The following is a 19,174-nucleotide window of genomic DNA, read 5'->3' as shown; positions in this document are numbered from 1 at the left end:
CCAATGGAGACGCCATGCTGCTGTTCCTCGCCCGCCGCATCGGGTTGATGCTGATCACCGCCCTCTGTCTTACCTTCATCGTCTTTGCCCTGACCAACATGCCGGCCAAGCTGACCACGCTGGCCAAGACGCAGGCCGGGGGACGATTGACCGACGCCGAGGTCCAAAGCTGGATCGTCGAGAATGGTTACGGGGGGCCACTGCTGACCCGATACGGCGAATGGCTGGGCGTCCTGCCCGGCTGGGTGCGAGAAGAGAATGGCGAGGTCGTCCGTGGCCGTTGCGTCGATCTCTATGACGACGTCGAGGCCGCCGGTGACCGCTGCGGCCTGCTGCAAGGCGAATGGGGCTATTCCACCCGCTTCCAGGGCGAGGTCGACTCGCTCCTGGGCGCGCGTCTCGGCGCCACCGGCGTGCTGATGCTCTGGGTGCTGATCGTCATGGTGCCGATGGCGCTGATCGTCGGCGTGCTGGCCGGCATGCGCGAGGGCTCACGCACCGACCGGGCGCTGTCGACCTTCGCCATCGCCTCGACCGCGACGCCGGAATATGTCTCGGGCGTGTTGTTCATCGCTTTGCTGGCCTCGTCCACGGTGGGCATCTCGCCCCTGCTGGCCGAATGGGGCTGGATCGAGGGACGGGTGCTGTTCCAAGGCAATGCGCGTTCGGCAATGGATGACATCACCCTGTCGAACTTCACCCTGCCGGTGCTGACCGTGGCGCTTTACGGCATGGGCTATGTCGCCCGTATCACCCGCGCCTCGATGACCGAGGTGATGACCCAGCAATATATCCGCACCGCGCGACTGAAGGGCGTGAGCTTCCCCAAGATCGTGCTGCAACACGCGCTGCGCAACGCGCTGATCGCGCCGTTCACCGTCATCATGCTGCAGATCCCGTGGCTTCTGAACGGCGTGGTGATCACCGAGGTGCTGTTCAGCTACCCGGGCTTCGGCTGGACTCTCTACGAGGCCGCCATCAACAACGATATCGAACTGCTCCTCGCGTCCTCGGTGGTCGCCGTGGTGGTGGTTCTGGTGACGCAGCTGATCTCGGATATCGGCTATGTCTACCTCAACCCCCGCATCCGGATTTCGTAAGGAGAACCGCCCATGGACCCCTTGAGCTGGTTCGAGATCCTCGCCCGTGTCGCGCAGCAATTGCTGCCGGTCTGGGTTGCGTTGGTGGTGACCTATGCCGTCTCCATCCGTTTCAAGCGAAAGCTGGGCCTCTATGGCAAGCTCTTCGACTCCACGGTGGGCATGATCGGCTTCGGCATCGTCATGTTCTGGCTGTTCGCGGCTCTGTTCGCGGACCTCATCGTCACCCATAACGCCCTGAGCCAGGTCTCGGGCATGCGCAACGCCGTCCCGGGCACGCCGCTGCGTGACCCCGGCGAGCTTTATCCCTACTACCTGTTCGGCGGCGACGCGCTGGCCCGCGACGTGTTCTCGCGGATGATCATGGGCGCCCGCGAGGTGCTGCGGATCGCGCCCTTCGCGGCGATGATCTCCTTCATGATCGGCATCACGCTGGGCCTGCCCGCCGGCTATTTTGGCGGCAAGCTGGACACGGGCCTGACCTTCATCGCCAACCTCGTGCTGGCTTTCCCGGTGATCTTGCTGTTCTTCCTGCTGGTTGCGCCGGAAATTCAGGAGACGATCATCCCGACCGTGATGGCGGGCGTGCTGTTCATCGTGCCGATCCTCTTCGTCACGGTCCTTCTGAACGCGCGCTTCTTCACCCAGCCGGGCAAGCGCAACCTCTATGTCGGCGTGGTCCTGCTGGTCGGCGCCTGGGCCTATCTGGGCCTTGTGTTCAACGCCGATCCCTCGGGCCTGTGGTCGATGTCGCCCAACATCCTGAACGTCTTCGTGGCGGTGGTCTTCGTGAACGCCCCCACCGTGTTCCGGATCGTCCGCGGCATCACGCTGGACATCAAGACCCGCGACTATGTCGCCGCCGCCCAGACCCGCGGCGAGGGGCCCTGGTACATCATGCTCTGGGAGATCCTGCCCAACGCCCGGGGTCCGCTGATCGTCGATTTCTGCCTGCGCATCGGCTACACCACGATCCTTCTGGGCACGCTGGGCTTCTTCGGCCTCGGCGTCAGCCCTGAGAGCCCGGACTGGGGCTCGACCATCAACGCCGGTCGCCGCTTGCTGACCGTCTATCCGCATCCCGCGCTCGTGCCCGCCCTCTCGCTGATGAGCCTCGTTCTGGGTCTCAACCTGCTGGCGGACGGCCTGCGCGAAGAAAGCCTGAAGGACTGATCCCATGACCCAGACGGCAACAGACTGGACCCCGGACCAACCGATCCTCGAGATCGAGAACCTGTCCATCAGCTTCTTCACCCGCCTGCGAGAGATCCCGGCGGTGATGGATTTCTCCTGCAAGGTCATGGCCGGCGAGGCCATGGGTCTGGTCGGCGAATCCGGCTGCGGCAAGTCCACCGTGGCGCTGGCGGTGATGCGCGACCTTGGCGTGAACGGCCGGATCGTCGGCGGCTCGATCAAGTTCAAGGGCCGCGACCTCACGACCATGTCGGCCGAAGAGCTGCGTGGTTTGCGCGGCTCGCAGATCGCCATGATCTATCAGGAACCGATGGCGTCCCTGAATCCGGCAATGAAGATCGGCCAGCAGCTCGCCGAAGTGCCGATGATCCACGAGGGGATGTCCAAGGCGGACGCGTTGAAACTGGCGCGCCAGCTGGTCGCGGACGTGCGCCTGCCGGACCCGGACCGGATCATCAACTCCTACCCGCACCAGCTCTCGGGCGGGCAGCAGCAGCGCATCGTCATCGCCATGGCGCTGATGTCGAAGCCGGCGCTTCTGATCCTCGACGAGCCGACCACCGCGCTCGACGTGACGGTCGAGGCGGGGATCGTCGATCTGGTCAACGACCTCGCTGAGAAATACGGCACCTCGATGCTGTTCATCTCTCACAATCTCGGGCTGGTGATGGAGGTCTGTGACCGCATCACCGTGATGTACTCGGGCGAGGCGGTCGAAACCGGCGGCATCAAGGATGTCTTCGACAAGATGCGCCACCCCTATACGCAGGCCCTGTTCCGCTCGATCCCGCTGCCGGGTGCGGACAAGACCTCGCGCCCTTTGCAGGCGATCCCGGGCAACTTCCCTCTGCCGCATGAGCGCCCCAAGGGCTGCAACTTTGGCCCGCGCTGCGAGTATTTCGAGGGCGGGCGCTGCGACGCGCGCGATATCCCGATGGTGCCGGTCGAAGGGGACGCGCGCCACGACTCGCGCTGCCTCAAGTTCGACGAGGTCAATTGGGATGCCCCGCTGAAAGCCGGCAAGCAGCATGACGACAGCCATATCGGCGATGTCGTTCTGTCGATGGAGAACGTGCGGAAATACTACGAGGTCGCGGCCTCTTCGCTGTTCAAGGGCGGCGAGACCAAGGTGGTGAAGGCCAACGAGACCCTCAGCTTCGACGCGCGCGAGGGCGAGACGCTGGCCATCGTCGGCGAATCCGGATGCGGCAAGTCGACCTTCGCCAAGGTGCTGATGGGGCTGGAGACGGCGACCGGCGGGCAGATCATGCTGTTCGACGAGAACGTGCAATCAACCCCGATCCAGTCGCGCAACACCGATACCGTCTCGTCCCTGCAGATGGTGTTCCAGAATCCGTTCGACACCCTGAACCCGTCGATGACCGTGGGCCGGCAGATCGTGCGGGCGCTGGAGATCTTCGGCGTGGGCGAAACGGATGCTGAGCGTCAGCAGCGCATGCTGGAACTGCTCGATCTGGTGAAGCTGCCGCGCGAATTCGCCACGCGCATGCCGCGCCAGCTTTCAGGCGGGCAGAAGCAGCGGGTCGGCATCGCACGGGCCTTCGCCGGCAACGCCAAGGTGGTGATCGCGGACGAGCCGGTCTCGGCGCTCGACGTGTCGGTGCAAGCCGCCGTGACGGAACTGCTCATGGATATCCAGCGAAAGAACCGCACGACGCTGCTGTTCATCTCGCATGACCTGTCGATCGTGCGCTATCTCTCGGACCGCGTGCTGGTGATGTATCTCGGCCATGTGGTGGAACTCGGGACCACCGATCAGGTCTTCGCGCCGCCCTATCACCCCTATACCGAGGCGCTGCTCTCGGCCGTGCCGATCGCCGATACCTCGATCGAGAAGAAGCGAATCGTGCTGGAGGGCGACATCCCCTCGGCCGTGAACCCGCCGCCGGGCTGCCCCTTCCAGACGCGCTGCCGCTGGAAGTCGCAGGTGCCGGGATCCCTGTGCGAGACCGAGATGCCGCCGATGGTTCAGCTGGAAGGCGGGCATCAGCTCAAGTGCCACCTCTCGGCCGAATTGCTGGCGTCGATGGAGCCGGTGTTCAAGGTCGCGGCCGCCGAATAAGCGCGCCGCCCGTGTCGAGCGCCGGGAGGGTTTTGCACCCTCCCGGACCCTCCCGCAGAGTATTTTCGACAAGGTGAAAACACGGGGCGGACGCCTGCCCACACGCCCCGCATCTTTACTCCAGAAATATCCTCGGGGGTGAATTTGCGCAGCAAAGGGGGGGCGGAAACCCCCCCAATTCTTGTCCACCGTGAGGGCTGGACTCAGCCGTTGCCGCGCATGAACAAACCCGCGCCCTCAGCCGCAGCGCGCAGGGCCTTGGCCTTGTTGACCGATTCTTCCCATTCGCCTTCGGGCGAGCTGTCGTAGACGACACCGCCCCCGGCCTGAATGTAGAGCACCCCGTCCTTCAGCACCGCCGTGCGCAGCGCGATGCAGAAGTCCATCTCCCCATTCGCCGCGAAATAGCCGACGCCCCCGCCATAGACGCCGCGTTTCTCCGGCTCCAGCTCGTCGATGATCTGCATGGCGCGGATCTTCGGCGCGCCCGACACCGTGCCCGCCGGCAGGCCGGCCAGCAGGGCCGAGAGCGCGTCTTCGTCGTCGCGGATCTCGCCGACCACGTTCGAGACGATGTGCATCACATGGCTGTAGCGCTCGATGATGAACTTCTCGGTCGGGTGCACTGTGCCGATCTTGGATACCCGGCCCACATCGTTGCGGCCAAGGTCCAGAAGCATCAGATGCTCGGCCAGCTCTTTCTTGTCGGCCAGCAGGTCCAGCTCCAGCGCCTTGTCTTCCTCGGGCGTGGCGCCACGCTTGCGCGTGCCGGCGATGGGGCGGATCGTCACCTCGTCATCGCGCAGCCGGACGAGGATCTCGGGCGAGGCGCCGACGATGTGGAAATCGCCGAGGTCGAAATACAGCATGAACGGCGAGGGGTTCGTGCGCCGCAGCGAGCGGTAAAGCGCGAAGGGCGGCAGGGGAAAATCCTGCGCCCAGCGTTGCGAGGGGACCACCTGGAAGATGTCGCCCGCGCGGATGTACTCCTTGGCCTTCTCCACCGCGGCCATGTAGCCGTCCTTGGTGAAGTTCGAGCGTTGCTCGCCGACCTGCGCCATATCCCCCAGCGCGCGGCCATGACCGACCGCCTCACGTTCGAGGTCGCGCAGCGCGTCCATCACTCGCTCGGCCGCCTGCGCATAGGCGGCGCGGGCCGAGAGGCCGGTCGCATGCCACGCGGGCGACACGACGGTGACTTCGCCTTTCACGCCATCCAGCACCGCGACGATCGACGGACGGGTCAGCACCGCGTCCGGCAGATCGAGGGGGTCGGGGTTGTTTTGCGGCAGATCCTCGACCAGACGGATCATGTCATAGCCGAGGTAGCCGAACAGGCCAGCAGCCGCGGCGGGCAGCTCGTCCGGCATGTCGATCCGGCTTTCGGCCAGAAGGCCCCGCAGCGCGTCCAGCGGATGCTGGTCCAGCGTGACGAAGGCGTCGTCGTCGAAGCGGGCCTCGCGGTTCACGCGGCTCGATCCGCCCCGGCATTGCCAGATCAGATCCGGCTTGGTGCCGATGATCGAATAGCGCCCGCGCACCTCGCCGCCGGTCACCGATTCCAGCATGAAGCTGTCCTTCCGGTTGCCGACGATCTTCAGCATCAGCGAGACCGGCGTGTCCAGATCGGCCGCGAGGCGCGCATAGACGACCTGGTTCTCGCCGCGCGCCCAACCGGCTTCAAACTCGGCGAACGAGGGGATCAGGAGAGCGGATTGCGACACGGGACGGGACCTTTCAGTACCGGGGCCTTGGGACAGGTCAGCGGAAGTTGGCGTGCACCGCGTCGACCGCGGCCTGGTTCAGCGTGAAGCCGGATTCGGCCTGCAGGGCGCGGGCGAAATAGGTGAAGACGTCCTGCGCCAGCGCCTGACCGACCTGCTGCTCGATGGCGGTCATCAGCTGTTGGGTCTGCTCGGCCTCGGGATCGGCGGCTTCGGTCTCGCCCACCAGCGCCAGCAGGGCACGGCCCTCGGTCACCTGCAGCACCGGGGTGCCGGGCTCGGCGTCCAGCACCGATTCCATCATCGTCTGCGGGAATTGCGGCAGCGGGTCCAGACGGGTGATGTCGGCGAAACTCTCGGCGGCGATGCCATGGGCTTCCCCGAAGGCCTCGACCCCGTTTTGCGACAGCTCGACGCTCCAGTCGCGGCCTTGCTCCATCAGCGCGGCTTCCACGGCGCGCTGACGGGCACCGGCCTCGGCAGCCTCGCGGACCTCGTCCAGCGGACGGGGCGTCGGCGGGGTCACGGCATCGAGACGCAGGGCGAACAGGCCGCCGTCCGACAGCGAGCCCAGCTCGGGGAAGTCGTCGCTGCTGACCGCGGCGGCGGCATCGGCGAATTCCTCATAGGCGGCGATGCCTTCATTCGACTCGGTCGTCCAGTCGATGGTGCCGAGCTGCATGTCGGTTTCCTCGGCCATCTGCTCCAGCGTGGCGCCACCGGCCAAGAGGTCGTCGAGCATCTCGCGCTGATCGGCGATGGCGCGGCGGGCGGCATCGGCGGCCAGTTCGCCACGCAGCTCGTCACGCACTTCCTCGAAGGTGGTTTCCTGTGCGTTCAGGATCGCGTTCATGCGATACAGCGCCGGCCCGAGGTTCGAGGGCAGGGGACCCGCCACCGTGCCTGCGTCTTCCAGAGCGAAGATCGCCTCGCCGGCCGCGCCCAGCTGGGCCTGCGACACGTCGCCGAGGTCGGCATCTTCCAGCGTCAGGCCGCGTTCCTCGACCAGCGCGTCGAAGTCGATCTCGCCGGCGTCGATGCGGGCCTTGGCAGCGGCGGCATCCTCGTCCGAGTTGAAGACCAGACGCTCGACCAGACGGCGCTCGGGCTGGACGTAATCCGCGATGCGCTCGTCATAGAGGGCGCGGATCGCGTCTTCGCTGACCTCGACACTGTCGAGCAGCATCTCGGGGTTGATCCAGGCGAAGGTGATCGCGCGGCTCTCGGGGGCGGTGAACTGGGCGATGTTCTCGTCGTAATAGGCCTGAACGGCGGCGTCGTCGGGGTCGGCCACAGGCGCCGCGAGTTGTTCCTCGCCCAGCGTGAAGACGTCGAAGGCGTGGCGCGTGGCGTAGAAGTCGATCAGCGCGCCGCTGAGGTTGGCGGGCGTCTCGATCCCGGCGGCGGTGGCGGCCTGCAGCAGGCCACGGGCCGCGTCACGGCGCACGCTTTCCTCGAAGCTGGCCGGGGTCTCGCCGGCGCTTTGCAGCTGGAAACGATAGGTCTCAGGATCGAAACCGCCGGTCGGGCCCTGGAAGGCACGCATCTCGACGAGGGTTGCGCGGACATTGGCGTCCGACACCGAGATCCCGAGGCGGTCGGCCTCGTTCTCCAGCGCGGCTTGGGTGATCAGCTGGCCCCGCACCTGCTCGTCCAGGCGCAGCTGCTGCGCCAGCGTCAGCGACACGGGCTGGCCCAGCTGCTGGGTATAGGCGTTCATCTCGGCCTGCAGGGCGCGGGCGTATTCCTGCGTGGTGATCTCACGCCCGCCGACGGCCCCGATCGAGGTCACCCGACTGCCGAGGAAGTTGTCGATCCCGAAGCCGCCCAGACCGGCGATGAGGATGATCATCAGCATCCACATCAGGATGTTCGACGCGCTCGTTTTCTTGGCCATGAAGGGGCTCCGGCAATCTGGGCGGTATCAATGCTGGCCCTGTGTATGGCCTTGTGACGCAAGGGGCAAGCGGCTTGCCCACCCCGGCGCTGCGGCACGGATGCACCTTTGCGTCAGGCGGTTGCCGCCACCGTCGCGCGATGCCATTGTGGCCCGCGCATCACGGGAGAGAACGGATGAAACTCGCCAGCTTCAACATCAACGGGGTCAAGGCCCGCGCCGAGGTTCTGGGACGCTGGCTGGATGAGGCGCAGCCCGATGTCGCCGTGCTGCAGGAGATCAAATCCGTCGACGAGAATTTCCCGCGCGACCTGATTGAAAGCCGGGGCTATCAGCTGGAAACCCACGGCCAGAAGGGGTTCAACGGCGTCGCGATCCTGTCGAAGCTGCCGCTGTCCGACGTGCGCCGGGGCCTTCCGGGCGATGACAGCGACGAGCAGGCCCGCTGGATCGAGGCCGTCGTGGGCGATACCGGCCTGCGGGTCTGTGGCCTGTACCTGCCGAACGGCAACCCGACGCCCGGTCCGAAATACGACTACAAGCTGGCGTGGATGGCGCGGATGCAGGCGCGGGTCGAGGCCTTGCTGGCGGAGGAAGTGCCGGTCGCCTTCGGCGGCGATTACAACGTGATCCCGCAGCCGATGGATGCGGCCCGCCCCGACGCCTGGCGCGAGGATGCGCTGTTCCTGCCGCAGACCCGCGCGGCCTTCCGCCGGCTGGAGCGTCTGGGCCTTTATGACGCGCTACGTCTGCTGCGCCCGGGGCCGGGTGAGTACAGCTTCTGGGATTATCAGGCCGGCGCCCGGCAGCGCAATGACGGCATCCGGATCGACCATTGGCTGCTGACCCCGCAAGCCGCCGACCTGCTTCAGGATTGCTGGATCGAGACGAAGCCCCGCGATTGGGAGAAGCCCTCGGATCACACGCCGATCTGGGTCGAACTGGCGGCGTAAGAGGCGACGCCAAGCGTCGTCTCTTACAGGGCTGTTGTCAGCGTTTCAGCGTCGATGCAGCCGCCCGTGCGTGCGGGCCGGGGTTGATGTCGTGACCTCCGTTCCAATTCCAAGCTCACCGCGACGATTTGAGCCCCAACACAAAAGCCGGCCAATTCGATTGATTGCGCAGGTATGGGTGCTAACTGAAGCGGCTGCGATTTGACTGACACCAGCCCCCAACCTTGTTACCGGTGTCGGCACCGAACGGTCAGTTGCTGTTCCGTCCCCGAGTTGGCCGTAGTCGTTGTCCCCCCAACAATAGGCACGACGGTTCCGGTTCAGCGCACAAGCATAAGCGTGTCCCACATGGTCCGCCCCCATAGTAATTTCTGTCATGCCAAGAGGGGTCAATGCACGGACCGGAAGATTTGCGTGCGTCGAGGTGCCATCACCAAGTTGGCCGTTGCCGTTGCTTCCCCAGCAAAACAACCGCCCACGCCGATTAATGGCGCAGCTTGAGTATCCTCCCGTAGCGATCGTGCGATTGCGTCGACCCAATCCAGCGACTTGGGTCGCCATATAACGATCGGTGTTGGTAGAATCCCCAATCTGCCCGAAGGTATTATCGCCCCAGCAATACACCCGGCCCTCAGTACTCAAAGCACAAGTGTGATTGTGGGCCGCGGCGACACTGACTGCGCCGGTATTAAGTCCGATGACGCGAACGGGGCCAGACCGGGGTTCTCTGGACCCGTTTCAGAGCTGGCCAGCGTAATTTGCTCCCCAGCAGATCACCCGCGCGTGCGTGTTGACAATGCAGGTATGGTACTTGCCAGCACTTAGCGACACCACGTTGTCTCGCAAACCCACGACACGGACTGGCCGGTCTTGGTTCTCTCTCGGACCAATACCCAACTGTTGCCAATAATTGCCTCCCCAGCAGAACACTCGTTGGCTCGCACTTAAGGCACAACTGTGATGCATTCCTGCTGATACTTGCACGAAGCGCCCGGTCAGGCCGACGACTCGGGTTGGAACATTTCGACCTTCCGTCGTTCCATCTCCAAGCTGACCTAAGTTATTGTTTCCCCAGCACCAAACGTTGCCGCGCCCGCTTATCGCACAGGTATGGTTTCCGCCCGTGGCAATGGATTGCACACCTTGGGAAGCCAATGGTCCGGTGATTTCGCCATCCGCCCAATCCTCGTCGGGCTGAGAGGCGAGGTCACTGACCAAGTCCTGGTCTGCCCCCTCAATGATCGGTGTATGTTGTGCCGAGGCGCTGCTCGAAAACATGCCGAGCATCAACAACGCGAAAACTCTGCTTCTCCAAAAGGTTCCGTTCAAAGGAATTCCCTTCTCGTACACAAAAGAAACCAGCGAGCGGAGCCATGAAAACCGGCCCCGACGCGCGATACCTGATCAGTATTGTCGATAATGGGGTCTCTGGGAACCTTAACAGGCTCAATTTTTCAGACAGGTGGGTCTGTGACATCGGCGCGACGACGTCGCGTGATCAAGGGCGGAAGTACCGGGCACTTGCGATGAAGCCGCACGAAGGTTCAGCGGAGTGGCTCAGCGCAGCGTCGGGATCGGGCCCTCGGTCTCGCCGCGGGTGAACTGGCGCAAGACCGGATCGTCGCTGGTGAAGGCCTCGGCCGCCGGGCCCTGCCAGTGGAAGCGGCCCTCGTGCAGCATCGCCACCCGGTCGGCCACGTCGCGCAGCGTCGTCATGTCGTGGGTGATCGTCAGCGCCGTCGCGCCCAGTTCGGTCACCACCGATCGGATCAGCCGGTTGATCACCGAGGCCATGATCGGGTCGAGGCCCGCCGTCGGCTCGTCGAAGAACAGGACCGGCGGGTCGCCGGCAATGGCGCGGGCCAGGCCCACGCGTTTCTGCATCCCGCCCGACAGCTCGGCCGGGTACAGATCCGCCGTGGCGGGGCCAAGGCCCACGCGGGCGAGTTTCTCGATCGCCAGCGACTTCGCCTCGGTCTTGCCCATGCGCCCGGTGCCGCGCATCAGGCGGAAGGCCACGTTCTGCCAGACGGGCAGGCTGTCGAACAGCGCGGCGCCTTGAAACAGCATGCCGATATGGGGCGCCAGTGCGCGCGGGCCGGCGTCGGTCAGACCGGCGAGGGTGACATGGCCGCTGTCCGGGCGCTCCAGCCCCAGAAGGCATTTCAGCAGTACCGACTTGCCGGTGCCCGAGCCGCCGATCACCACGAGGCTCTCGCCCTTGGGCAGGTCGAAACTGACACCGTTCAGGACCGTCTTGGCCCCGAAGGACTTGTGGAGGGCATCGGCGCGGATCATGCGGAGAAGAAGGCCTCGGTCAGCAGGTAATTGGCGGCGAGGATCAGCACCGAGGCGAGGACCACGGCGGATTTGGTCGCCTCGCCCACGCCCTGCGCGCCCCGGCCCGAGTTCATGCCGAAATAGCAGCCCGACAGCGCCACGAGGAAGCCGAACACCGCGCCCTTCACCATCCCCGAGGCCACGTCCCAGAATTCAAGGAAATCCAGTGTGTTGTGCAGATAGGTCGGGCCGTCGAAGCCCAGCCGCGACACGCCGACCGCATAGCCGCCGAGGATCCCGATGGAATCGCCCACCGCGACCAGCACCGGCATCGCCAGCGTCGCCGCCACGAGGCGCGGGACGGTCAGATATTGCATCGGCTCAACCGCGAGGGTGCGCAGGGCGTCGAGCTGTTCGGAGACCTTCATCGTGCCGATCTCGGCCGCGATCGACGAGGCGACGCGCGCCGCGACCATCAACCCGCCCAGCACCGGGCCCAACTCGCGCACCATGCCGATCGCGGTAATCGAAGGGACGGCAAATTCTGCGCCATAGCGGGCCGATCCCGCGAAGATCTGCAGCGCCAGTGCGGCGCCGGTGAACAGAGCGGTCATGCCGACCACGGGCAGGGAGAACCAGCCGATCTGCATCAGTTGGGCGCCGAGTTCACGCAGATGGAAGGGCGGGCGCAGCATCCAGCCCAAGGATTGCAGCGCGAAGCCGAGGAACCGACCCAGCGCGCCCATGGCATTGGCCGTCGCGCGTCCTGTCGCCCCGAACAGCCGCGCGGCGACCGGGGACGAAGAGGTCACGCCCCGGCTCCGATATAGCGGCGGCGATAGCGCGCGCCCAGAGAGGTTAGGATCTCGTAGCCGATGGTCCCGCCCTGATCCGCCAAGGCGTCGACCGTCTGGTGACGCGAGAGGATGTCCAGCGCCTCGGGTTCCTCGGGCAGGTCGGTGACGTCCACGGTGATCAGGTCCATTGATACGCGGCCCACGACGGGGCAGGGCGTGTCGCCGGCCCAAAGGGTCGCCTTGCCCGAGAGCGTGCGCAGAAGGCCATCCGCATAGCCCGCGGCGACCGTCGCGATGCGCGACGGACGGGACGCGACCCAGGTGCAGGAATAGCCCACGGCCTCACCCGGTTCGACATCGCGCACCTGCACGACGGGCAGCGACAGGGTGACCACCGGCTGGGCTTCGTCGAAGGGCAAACCGCCGTAGAGGCCGATGCCAGGACGGCACAGATCGAAGTGGTAAGACGGGCCCAGAAGTATCCCGCCGGTGGCGGCCAGCGAGCGCGGCGCCTCCAGTCCACGGGTCATTTCCTGAAACTTATCCAGCTGTTCCGCGTTCATTAGATGTTGCGGCTCGTCGGCGCAGGCGAGGTGCGACATGATCAGTTGGGGGGACGCCCCCAGACCGACCTGACGGACGGCGGCCCATTCGGCGGCCTCCATGCCCAACCGGTTCATGCCGCTGTCCAGCTGCACGCCGAACGGATGGGCCGGCAGGCTTTCGGCATGGCGGGCCATCTGCTCGGCCGAGTTGATCAGCGGGATCAGGTCGAGGTTGCGCAGGGGTTGCGCATCACCGGCCATGTGGCCCGAGAAGACGAAGATGCGAGGACCGGTGCCAACGGCTTGCCGGATCGCGGCGCCTTCCTCGGCCAAGGCCACGAAAAAGGTGCGGACGCCCGCATCGGCCAGTCGGCGCGCTACCCGTGCCGCGCCAAGGCCATAGGCGTCGGCCTTGATGGTCGCCCCCGTTTCCGTACGGGAGAGACGGGAAAGCCGCTGCCAGTTGCTGGCAATGGCGTCGAGATCGATGGTCAGGCGTGCGGCACTCATGCTGGCAGGTTTGGCCATCGGGCCCGGCTCAAGTCAAGCGCGAAAGCACGCTGGGCGACCTTCCGCCGAGGCTGTCGCGCTTTGGCCCAGAAAACGACGCAATGCTGATTGAACCTCTTGCGATCGGCACGCGACAGATGGATGTAACCGGCGCGATTCGAAGACGGATCGTGGCAGTAAAACCAAGGACAGGAAAATGTCGACCAACCAGCGCAAGAACGCCCCGCAGCCGGCCCCGCAAAAGCCGGGACCGACCCATCGTTTCACTGACTGGGCGATGCTCTGAGCGCGACGAGATAGGCCGCGATGGCCGCCCTGTCCGGGGCGGCGATCCGGCTTAAGTTGGCGACGACATCCGCCATTTCACCCCCGGCCGAGTCGAATTCCGGGGTGAAGCCGGTCTCCAGATAGGCCGAGATGTCCAGCGCGCCCCAGCCCTCGGGCGGCAAGGCCGGGATGTGACCCTCACCCACGAGGTTGTCTGCCCCCGCCAGCCAGGCGCTACGATCCATGCCGCCCAGCGCATCGCGCGGCGTGTGGCATTCGGCACAATGCCCCAAAGCCTCGACCAGATAGCGGCCGCGATCCAGCTCGGGATCGTCAAAGGCGGGCGTGGCGAAGTCTTCGCTGAAATTCAGGAATTTCCAACCGCCGAGGATGCGGCGCTGGTTGAACGGGAAGCTGACCTCATGCGGCTGCGACGGCGTCGCGTCGGCGGGCAGCGTCTGCCAGAAGGCCCAGAGGTCGGCGATATCCTCGGGCGTGGCATGGGTGTAGGTCGTGTAGGGGAAGGCCGGGTAGTAATGCGCGCCCTCGGGTGAGACGCCCTGCATCACGGCGCGGGCGAAGTCCGGCAGCGTCCAGCTGCCGATGCCCTGATCCGGATCCATCGAGATATTCGGCGCGTGGAAGGTGCCGAAGGGCGTGGCGAAGGCCCGCCCGCCCGAAAGGGTCAGCCGTTCCTCGTCGCTGGCACCGACGGACAGGCCGGGCGCGGTGTGGCAGCTGGCGCAGCCCGCAGTCCAGAAAACGGCCTCGCCGGCCTCGGTATCGCCGGGATGGGCCTCCAGTGCGGCGCGTGTGTCGGCCGACAGGTCGGAGGGTTCGGTCAGGACCCAGAAGACACCCCCGCCGATCACGGCGAGGGCGCCCAGTCCTACGGCAAGCTTACCCAGCATGCACTTAGTCCGTTCTTATTCCGGCTGACGGTAGGTCTGGTGGCAGGCACCACAAGCGCGACCGAGGCCGCCCATTGCACCCTGCAGCGACGCGAGGTCGGTGCCAGCCGCTTCCATCATCGCCTCGGCGGCGGTGACCAGCGCGGCTTCATGCGCCTCGAAGTCTTCCGCATTGTCCCAGATGGCGGGCAGGGCTCGGGTGCCTTCGACGCTCATGTTGTCGGTGCCTTCGGCCCACATGCGCTCGGTCCCGGCCATCGACAGATGGTACAGGCTGGTCGCGGCGGCCGAGGCGAGGTCGGCATCATAGTCGATGCGGGCTTGGGCCATGCCGCCCAACACGCCGAGGTTGTAGGCGTAAAGGTCCATCAGCGACTGGCGAGCCGCAACATTGGGGTCCATGTCCTGGGCATTGGCGAGGCCGGGCAGAGCGAGCGCGGCGACAGTGGCGAGCGCGGTCATGAGGCGGGGCATCGGAAACTCCTTGGGTGAAACGTCGTCGCGCAAGGATAGGCCGAGGTCGCGCCGAACGGGGGTCGCGAATGCGTGATCGCTCGTCCCTGAGTGCACAGGTTTGTGCAGATGCGCGCAGAGTGGCGTGCGGTGACGCCAGATACACAGACCGCGATCAGTCGGCGGTCGGTGCCGGGATCTGCGCGATGACGGCCTCCATCGCCGCCAAGGCCTCGTCCAGCGGGTGCATATTGGCGGCAAGGACCCGGCTGGCGCCCTCGACATAGGGCCGGCGGAAGGCGGGATCTTGCGCCGCGATGATAGCACGGGCGAGGGCAGGGCCGTCCGCCACTTCCAGCGTGCCCCCCTCGGCCTTGAGCCAGGCATAAGCCTCGGCAAAGGAATTCACCTCGGGGCCGTGCAGGACCATGGCGCCAAGGGCCGCGGGTTCGAAGGGGTTGTGTCCGGTCATCGGCTGCGGGCCCGAGGGCAGGGAATTGCCGACAAAGGCGATGGGCGACAGGCGATACCACAGACCCATCTCGCCGATCGTGTCGGCGATATAGACCTGCGTCTGAGACGTGATCGGCTCCCCGCGAGAGCGGCGGGCAACATACGCGAAGCGGGCGCGGGCGGCGGCCTCGGTCTGGTCGCAGGCCTTGGGCTGGCGCGGGGCGATCAGGCACAGAAGGCCCGGCACCGTTTCGGCTGCGGCAATTGCGGCATCAAGGATCTGCGGCTCCTCCACCGCCCAGGTGGAGGCGGCCAGCCAGACCGGCCGGTCGCCGATCTCTGCCGCAAGGCGCGCCCGCTCGTCGGGCAGGTCCGGCAGTGGGTCCGAGGCGGCCTTGAGGACGCCCATCACCGACATTTTCGACGCCGGCGCGCCAAGGTCCTTGAACATCTCCAGCGACTCCGCGTCCTGCACGAGGATCCGGTCGAAGAGGTTCATCAGATAGCCGTTGGTCCGCGCCATGCGCCGCCGGCGACGGTAGCGGCGCGGCGTGACATGCGTGTTCATCAGGACCATCGGCAGTCCGGCGCGGTGGGCCCGGGTCAGCATCACCGGCCAGAGGTCGGCCTCGGCGACGATCAGCGCATCCGGGCGCCAACGGGCCAGAAACCGCCCAAGGATGGCCGGATGGTCGGCGGGGGCGAATTGGTGGAGGACCCGGGACGGCAGGTTCCGCGCCGCCAGCGCCTGTTCCGAGGCGACGGAATGCGTGGTGATCAGGATGTTGAGCGCCGGATACGCGGCCAGAAGGCGGTTGATCAGCGTGATCAGCGCCAGCGCCTCGCCGACGGAAACGGCATGGAACCACAGGAGCGGCCCCTCGGGGCGCGGCTGCGTGTATTGCCCCAGCTTCTCGGTCGCGCGGGTCGCGTGTTCCTTGCCCTGTGCCAGCCGGCGCCGCAGCATCCAGCGCCAGAACGGCCCTGAGATGGCAGCGAAACCCAGATACAGGCGCAGGAGCAATGGCATCGGCAGGAACCCTTTCCCGCCGGGGATAGCCGCGGCGCGCTCAGGGTGCAAGCGCGCCGCCGTAGGGTGGGGTTTCACCCCACCTGTGCCGGGATCAGCAGCCTTTCCAGACCGGGTCGCGCTTCTCGGTGAAGGCGATCTGGCCCTCCATCAGGTCCTCGGAGCCATAGAGCTTGTCGACCGTCGCCAGCTGCCGCTTGGTGATGCGGTTCAGTGCATCCTGGAAGCGCATCGCCTCGGCCTCGCGCACCACTTCCTTGATCGCCGCAAAGACCAGCGGAGGGCCCGATTCCAGCAGCCGCGCCAGATCCCAGGCCTTCTCGCGCAATGCGTCCTGCGGGCAGATCTCCTTGATCAGCCCCCATTGCTGCGCCTCCTGCACGTCGAACCAGCGGCCCGTCAGCAGCAGGTCCATAGCGACGTGATAAGGGATACGCTTCGGCAGTTTGATCGAGGCCGCATCGGCCACGGTGCCCGAGCGGATCTCGGGCAGCGCAAACGTCGCATTCTCCGACGCGAGGATCAGATCCGCGCTCAAGGCCAGTTCCAGCCCGCCGCCGCAGCAGATGCCATTCACCGCCGCGATCACCGGCTTGTTCAGGTTCGGCAGCTCCTGCAAGCCCCCGAAGCCGCCGACGCCGTAATCGCCATCGACGGCATCGCCGCCCGCCGCGGCTTTCAAGTCCCAGCCGGGGCAGAAGAATTTCTCGCCCTCGGCGCGCAGGATCGCCACGCGCAAGCCCTCGTCATCGCGGAAAGCCTTGAACACGTCGCCCATGATCCGGCTGGTGGCGAGGTCGATGGAATTGGCCTTGGGCCGGTCCAGAGTGACCTCCAGAATGCCGCCGACGCGGCGGGTCTTGATCGGGCCCTCGGTGATATCGTGGCTCAGGTCCATCAGCTTGTCCTCCAGATAACTGCATCTACCGCGACCGCTTCCGTTGCCGTCAGGATCAAGGGGTTCACCTCGATCTCCTGCAGCGCCGGATCGGCCGCCATCATTGATTGCATCGCCAGCGCGGCGTCGATGGCCCGGCCTACTGCCGGCCTCGCGCGGCCCCGCCAGCCGTCGAGCAGCGGCCAGAGCTTCAGCCCCTTCAGCGCCGTCTCGATCTCGGCCCGGGTGACCGGCGCGACCAGCGTGACCGTATCGGCCAGCAGTTCCGCCGTCACGCCGCCCATGCCCAGCGTCAGCGTCGCGCCATAGACCGGGTCGCGACGGATACCGACCAGCAGTTCGGCAAGGCCCCCCACGACCATCTCCTCGCAGAGATAGCCAACTGCGCCCGGCATTTCGTCCTCGTCGCAAGGATCGGTGACGCCCAACCGGACCGCCCCGGCCTCGGTCTTGTGCGCGAAGCCCAACCCCTTCAGCGCGAAGGGGGCCTTCAACCCGAGCACATCCAGCGCCGTCAACCCGGCCGCCGTCACGCCCTTCGGCACACCGATCCCAGCCTCGGCCAGCATCGCCTTTGCCTTCGCTTCGTCGATCAACACGGCCTCACCGGCGTCAACGACGCGCCACGGCCGCCACCCTGACAATCCGGCCGGACGCTGCGCCGCAACCAGCGCTTCTAGGGCCGTCTCCAGCCCCATCAGCGGGGCGATGCCTCGCTCGATCATCGCCGCTGCGCGCTCTTCGTCGAAATTCTCGGGCAGCGAGGAGACCGGGAAGGCGGGCTTGCCCGTCACCGCCTGCGCTACCTCGATGGCCTTGATCGCGGGCTCGAAGCTGGCCGGATCGCAGCGGTCGGGGCGTGGCGGGTCGATGATGTAGATGCCGGCGTCATAGCCTTCCAACATCGCGGTGAAGACCTCCTCGGTCTTCGGCCCGTCGCCCCAGATGAAGGTGTGGTAATCCAACGGGTTGGCCAGTGCGACCAAGGGGCCGAGCACGGCGCCTAGCCGGTCCTTTTGCGCGTCAGTCGGCGGCTCGAACGTCACGCCCGCCCGCGCCCCCAGATCGGCGACCAACCCGGCCTCGCCACCCGAGCAGGACAGCGAACACAGCCGCGCGCCGATCCCCGGCCCGTGCACATGGAACACAGTCAACACCTCGATCAGCGCGGCGAGGGTGTCGACCTCGGCGATCCCCGCCTGCCGCAGGTAGGCGGACGATGCCGCGCCCCCGCCGGCCAGAGAGGCGGTATGCGAGGCCGCCGCCGCGCGTGAGGCCTCGGTCTTGCCGGACTTCACCACGACGATGCCCTTGCCCGCCGCCCGCGCGGCCTCGGCCAAGGCGGCGAAAGCCGGCGCGTCGTCGATCCCCTCGACATACATGCCCAAAGCCGTGACCCGCTCATCCGCCAGTACCGCGCCCGCGAGTTCGGCCAAGCCCACCTGCGCCGCATTGCCCAGGCACGCGACATAGGCCACCGGCAGCCCGCGCTTCTGCATGGTCAGGTTGATGACGATGTTCGACGACTGGCTGATCAGCGCGACGCCGCTCTCGACCCGTCGCCCGCCATGTTCATCGGGCCACAAAAGCGCACCGTCGAGGTAGTTGATGACCCCATAGCAATTCGGCCCGAGGATCGGCATCGCGCCCGCGGCCTCGACCAACTGCGCCTGCAGGCCGGCCTCGCCCGATTCCTCCCAGCCCGAGGCAAAGCAGATCGCGCCGCCCGCACCCATCGCCGCCAATTCGCGCACGACCTCGATGGTGGCGAAGCGGTTCACGCCGATGAAGACGGCATCCGGCGCCTCCGGCAGCTCGGCCAGAGATCGCACGCAGGGCACGCCCGAGATCTCCTCGCGCGTCGGATGCACCGGCCAGACCGGCCCGTCAAAGCCCATCTTGCGGCATTGGTCGATCACGTTCTTCGCCCAACCGGCACCCAGCACCGCGATGGAACGCGGACGCATCAGGCGCGACAAGCGCGTATTGGCAGACAGGATCGCGGGCTCGCTGCCCATCTTTAATCTCCAAATATCCACGGGGTTTCCAAAGGGGGGCGTGCCCCCCTTTGGGCGGGGG

At 66.2% G+C, this 19,174-nt stretch carries 16 protein-coding genes; 4 read left to right on the top strand and 12 right to left on the bottom strand.

Translation table 11 applies throughout. The features are described 5' to 3' along the window. The first annotated feature begins 14 nt into the window (after positions 1-14). From BCY78_RS13660 to BCY78_RS13650, 3 genes are read left to right on the top strand one after another with little or no spacing between them, the layout of a single operon-like run. Positions 15-1,100, top strand: coding sequence for an ABC transporter permease (locus BCY78_RS13660; RefSeq protein ID WP_068302799.1), 1,086 nt, complete (start codon positions 15-17; stop codon positions 1,098-1,100). Positions 1,101-1,112: 12 nt separating this feature from the next. Continuing rightward, positions 1,113-2,273, top strand: coding sequence for an ABC transporter permease (locus BCY78_RS13655; RefSeq protein ID WP_068302798.1), 1,161 nt, complete (start codon positions 1,113-1,115; stop codon positions 2,271-2,273). A gap of 4 nt (positions 2,274-2,277) precedes the next feature. After that, positions 2,278-4,377 carry an ABC transporter ATP-binding protein gene (locus BCY78_RS13650; protein WP_068302795.1) on the top strand — a complete coding sequence of 700 codons (2,100 nt, stop codon included), beginning with the start codon at positions 2,278-2,280 and terminating at the stop codon, positions 4,375-4,377. Between the two features lie 203 nt (positions 4,378-4,580). Here BCY78_RS13650 and trpE read toward each other — a convergent pair whose 3' ends face one another. After that, complete coding sequence (gene trpE, locus BCY78_RS13645; protein WP_225294206.1) at positions 4,581-6,101, bottom strand: anthranilate synthase component I; 1,521 nt, start codon at positions 6,099-6,101, stop codon at positions 4,581-4,583. 37 nt (positions 6,102-6,138) lie between these two features. Further along, a complete protein-coding gene (locus BCY78_RS13640) occupies positions 6,139-7,998 on the bottom strand; it encodes a SurA N-terminal domain-containing protein (RefSeq protein ID WP_068302793.1) in 1,860 nt (619 codons plus the stop codon). Between the two features lie 176 nt (positions 7,999-8,174). Between BCY78_RS13640 and xth the strand changes: the two genes are divergently transcribed. Further along, complete coding sequence (xth, locus tag BCY78_RS13635; protein ID WP_068302791.1) at positions 8,175-8,951, top strand: exodeoxyribonuclease III; 777 nt, start codon at positions 8,175-8,177, stop codon at positions 8,949-8,951. Positions 8,952-8,996: 45 nt separating this feature from the next. Here the strand turns inward: xth and BCY78_RS26310 are convergent, their stop codons facing one another. The 10 genes from BCY78_RS26310 to BCY78_RS13595 form a co-directional block, all read right to left on the bottom strand. Continuing rightward, a complete protein-coding gene (locus BCY78_RS26310) occupies positions 8,997-9,650 on the bottom strand; it encodes a hypothetical protein (RefSeq protein WP_083195032.1) in 654 nt (217 codons plus the stop codon). A gap of 39 nt (positions 9,651-9,689) precedes the next feature. Next, positions 9,690-10,238, bottom strand: a complete 549-nt coding sequence (locus BCY78_RS24685; protein WP_083195031.1) for a hypothetical protein — start codon at positions 10,236-10,238, stop codon at positions 9,690-9,692. Between the two features lie 270 nt (positions 10,239-10,508). Continuing rightward, positions 10,509-11,249: an ABC transporter ATP-binding protein gene (locus tag BCY78_RS13630; RefSeq protein WP_068302787.1), complete on the bottom strand. Its 741-nt coding sequence runs from the start codon at positions 11,247-11,249 to the stop codon at positions 10,509-10,511. After that, positions 11,246-11,977 carry an ABC transporter permease gene (locus BCY78_RS13625; RefSeq protein WP_083195030.1) on the bottom strand — a complete coding sequence of 244 codons (732 nt, stop codon included), beginning with the start codon at positions 11,975-11,977 and terminating at the stop codon, positions 11,246-11,248. Before BCY78_RS13625 ends, BCY78_RS13630 begins: the two co-directional genes overlap by 4 nt. Before the next feature lie 62 nt (positions 11,978-12,039). Further along, entirely contained in the window at positions 12,040-13,083 is a 1,044-nt protein-coding gene (alr, locus tag BCY78_RS13620; protein ID WP_068302979.1) for an alanine racemase, read from the bottom strand. A gap of 263 nt (positions 13,084-13,346) precedes the next feature. Next, the gene (locus BCY78_RS13615) at positions 13,347-14,261 is read right to left on the bottom strand and encodes a cytochrome c (RefSeq protein ID WP_068302783.1); all 915 of its coding nucleotides are present in this window, start codon (positions 14,259-14,261) and stop codon (positions 13,347-13,349) included. A gap of 15 nt (positions 14,262-14,276) precedes the next feature. Beyond that, positions 14,277-14,735: a cytochrome c gene (locus BCY78_RS25600; RefSeq protein WP_068302782.1), complete on the bottom strand. Its 459-nt coding sequence runs from the start codon at positions 14,733-14,735 to the stop codon at positions 14,277-14,279. A 154-nt stretch (positions 14,736-14,889) separates the two neighbouring features. Continuing rightward, complete coding sequence (locus BCY78_RS13605; protein ID WP_068302778.1) at positions 14,890-16,197, bottom strand: 3-deoxy-D-manno-octulosonic acid transferase; 1,308 nt, start codon at positions 16,195-16,197, stop codon at positions 14,890-14,892. 94 nt (positions 16,198-16,291) lie between these two features. Next, positions 16,292-17,095, bottom strand: coding sequence for a carnitinyl-CoA dehydratase (locus BCY78_RS13600; protein WP_068302777.1), 804 nt, complete (start codon positions 17,093-17,095; stop codon positions 16,292-16,294). Further along, positions 17,095-19,113: an acetate--CoA ligase family protein gene (locus tag BCY78_RS13595; protein ID WP_068302773.1), complete on the bottom strand. Its 2,019-nt coding sequence runs from the start codon at positions 19,111-19,113 to the stop codon at positions 17,095-17,097. The genes BCY78_RS13600 and BCY78_RS13595 overlap by 1 nt, the downstream gene beginning before the upstream one ends. Between the last annotated feature and the right edge of the window lie 61 nt (positions 19,114-19,174).

The sequence above is a fragment of the Pararhodobacter sp. CCB-MM2 genome (assembly GCF_001691415.1).
Lineage (GTDB): Bacteria > Pseudomonadota > Alphaproteobacteria > Rhodobacterales > Rhodobacteraceae > Pararhodobacter.
This window is presented reverse-complemented; position numbering and strand designations above follow the sequence as displayed.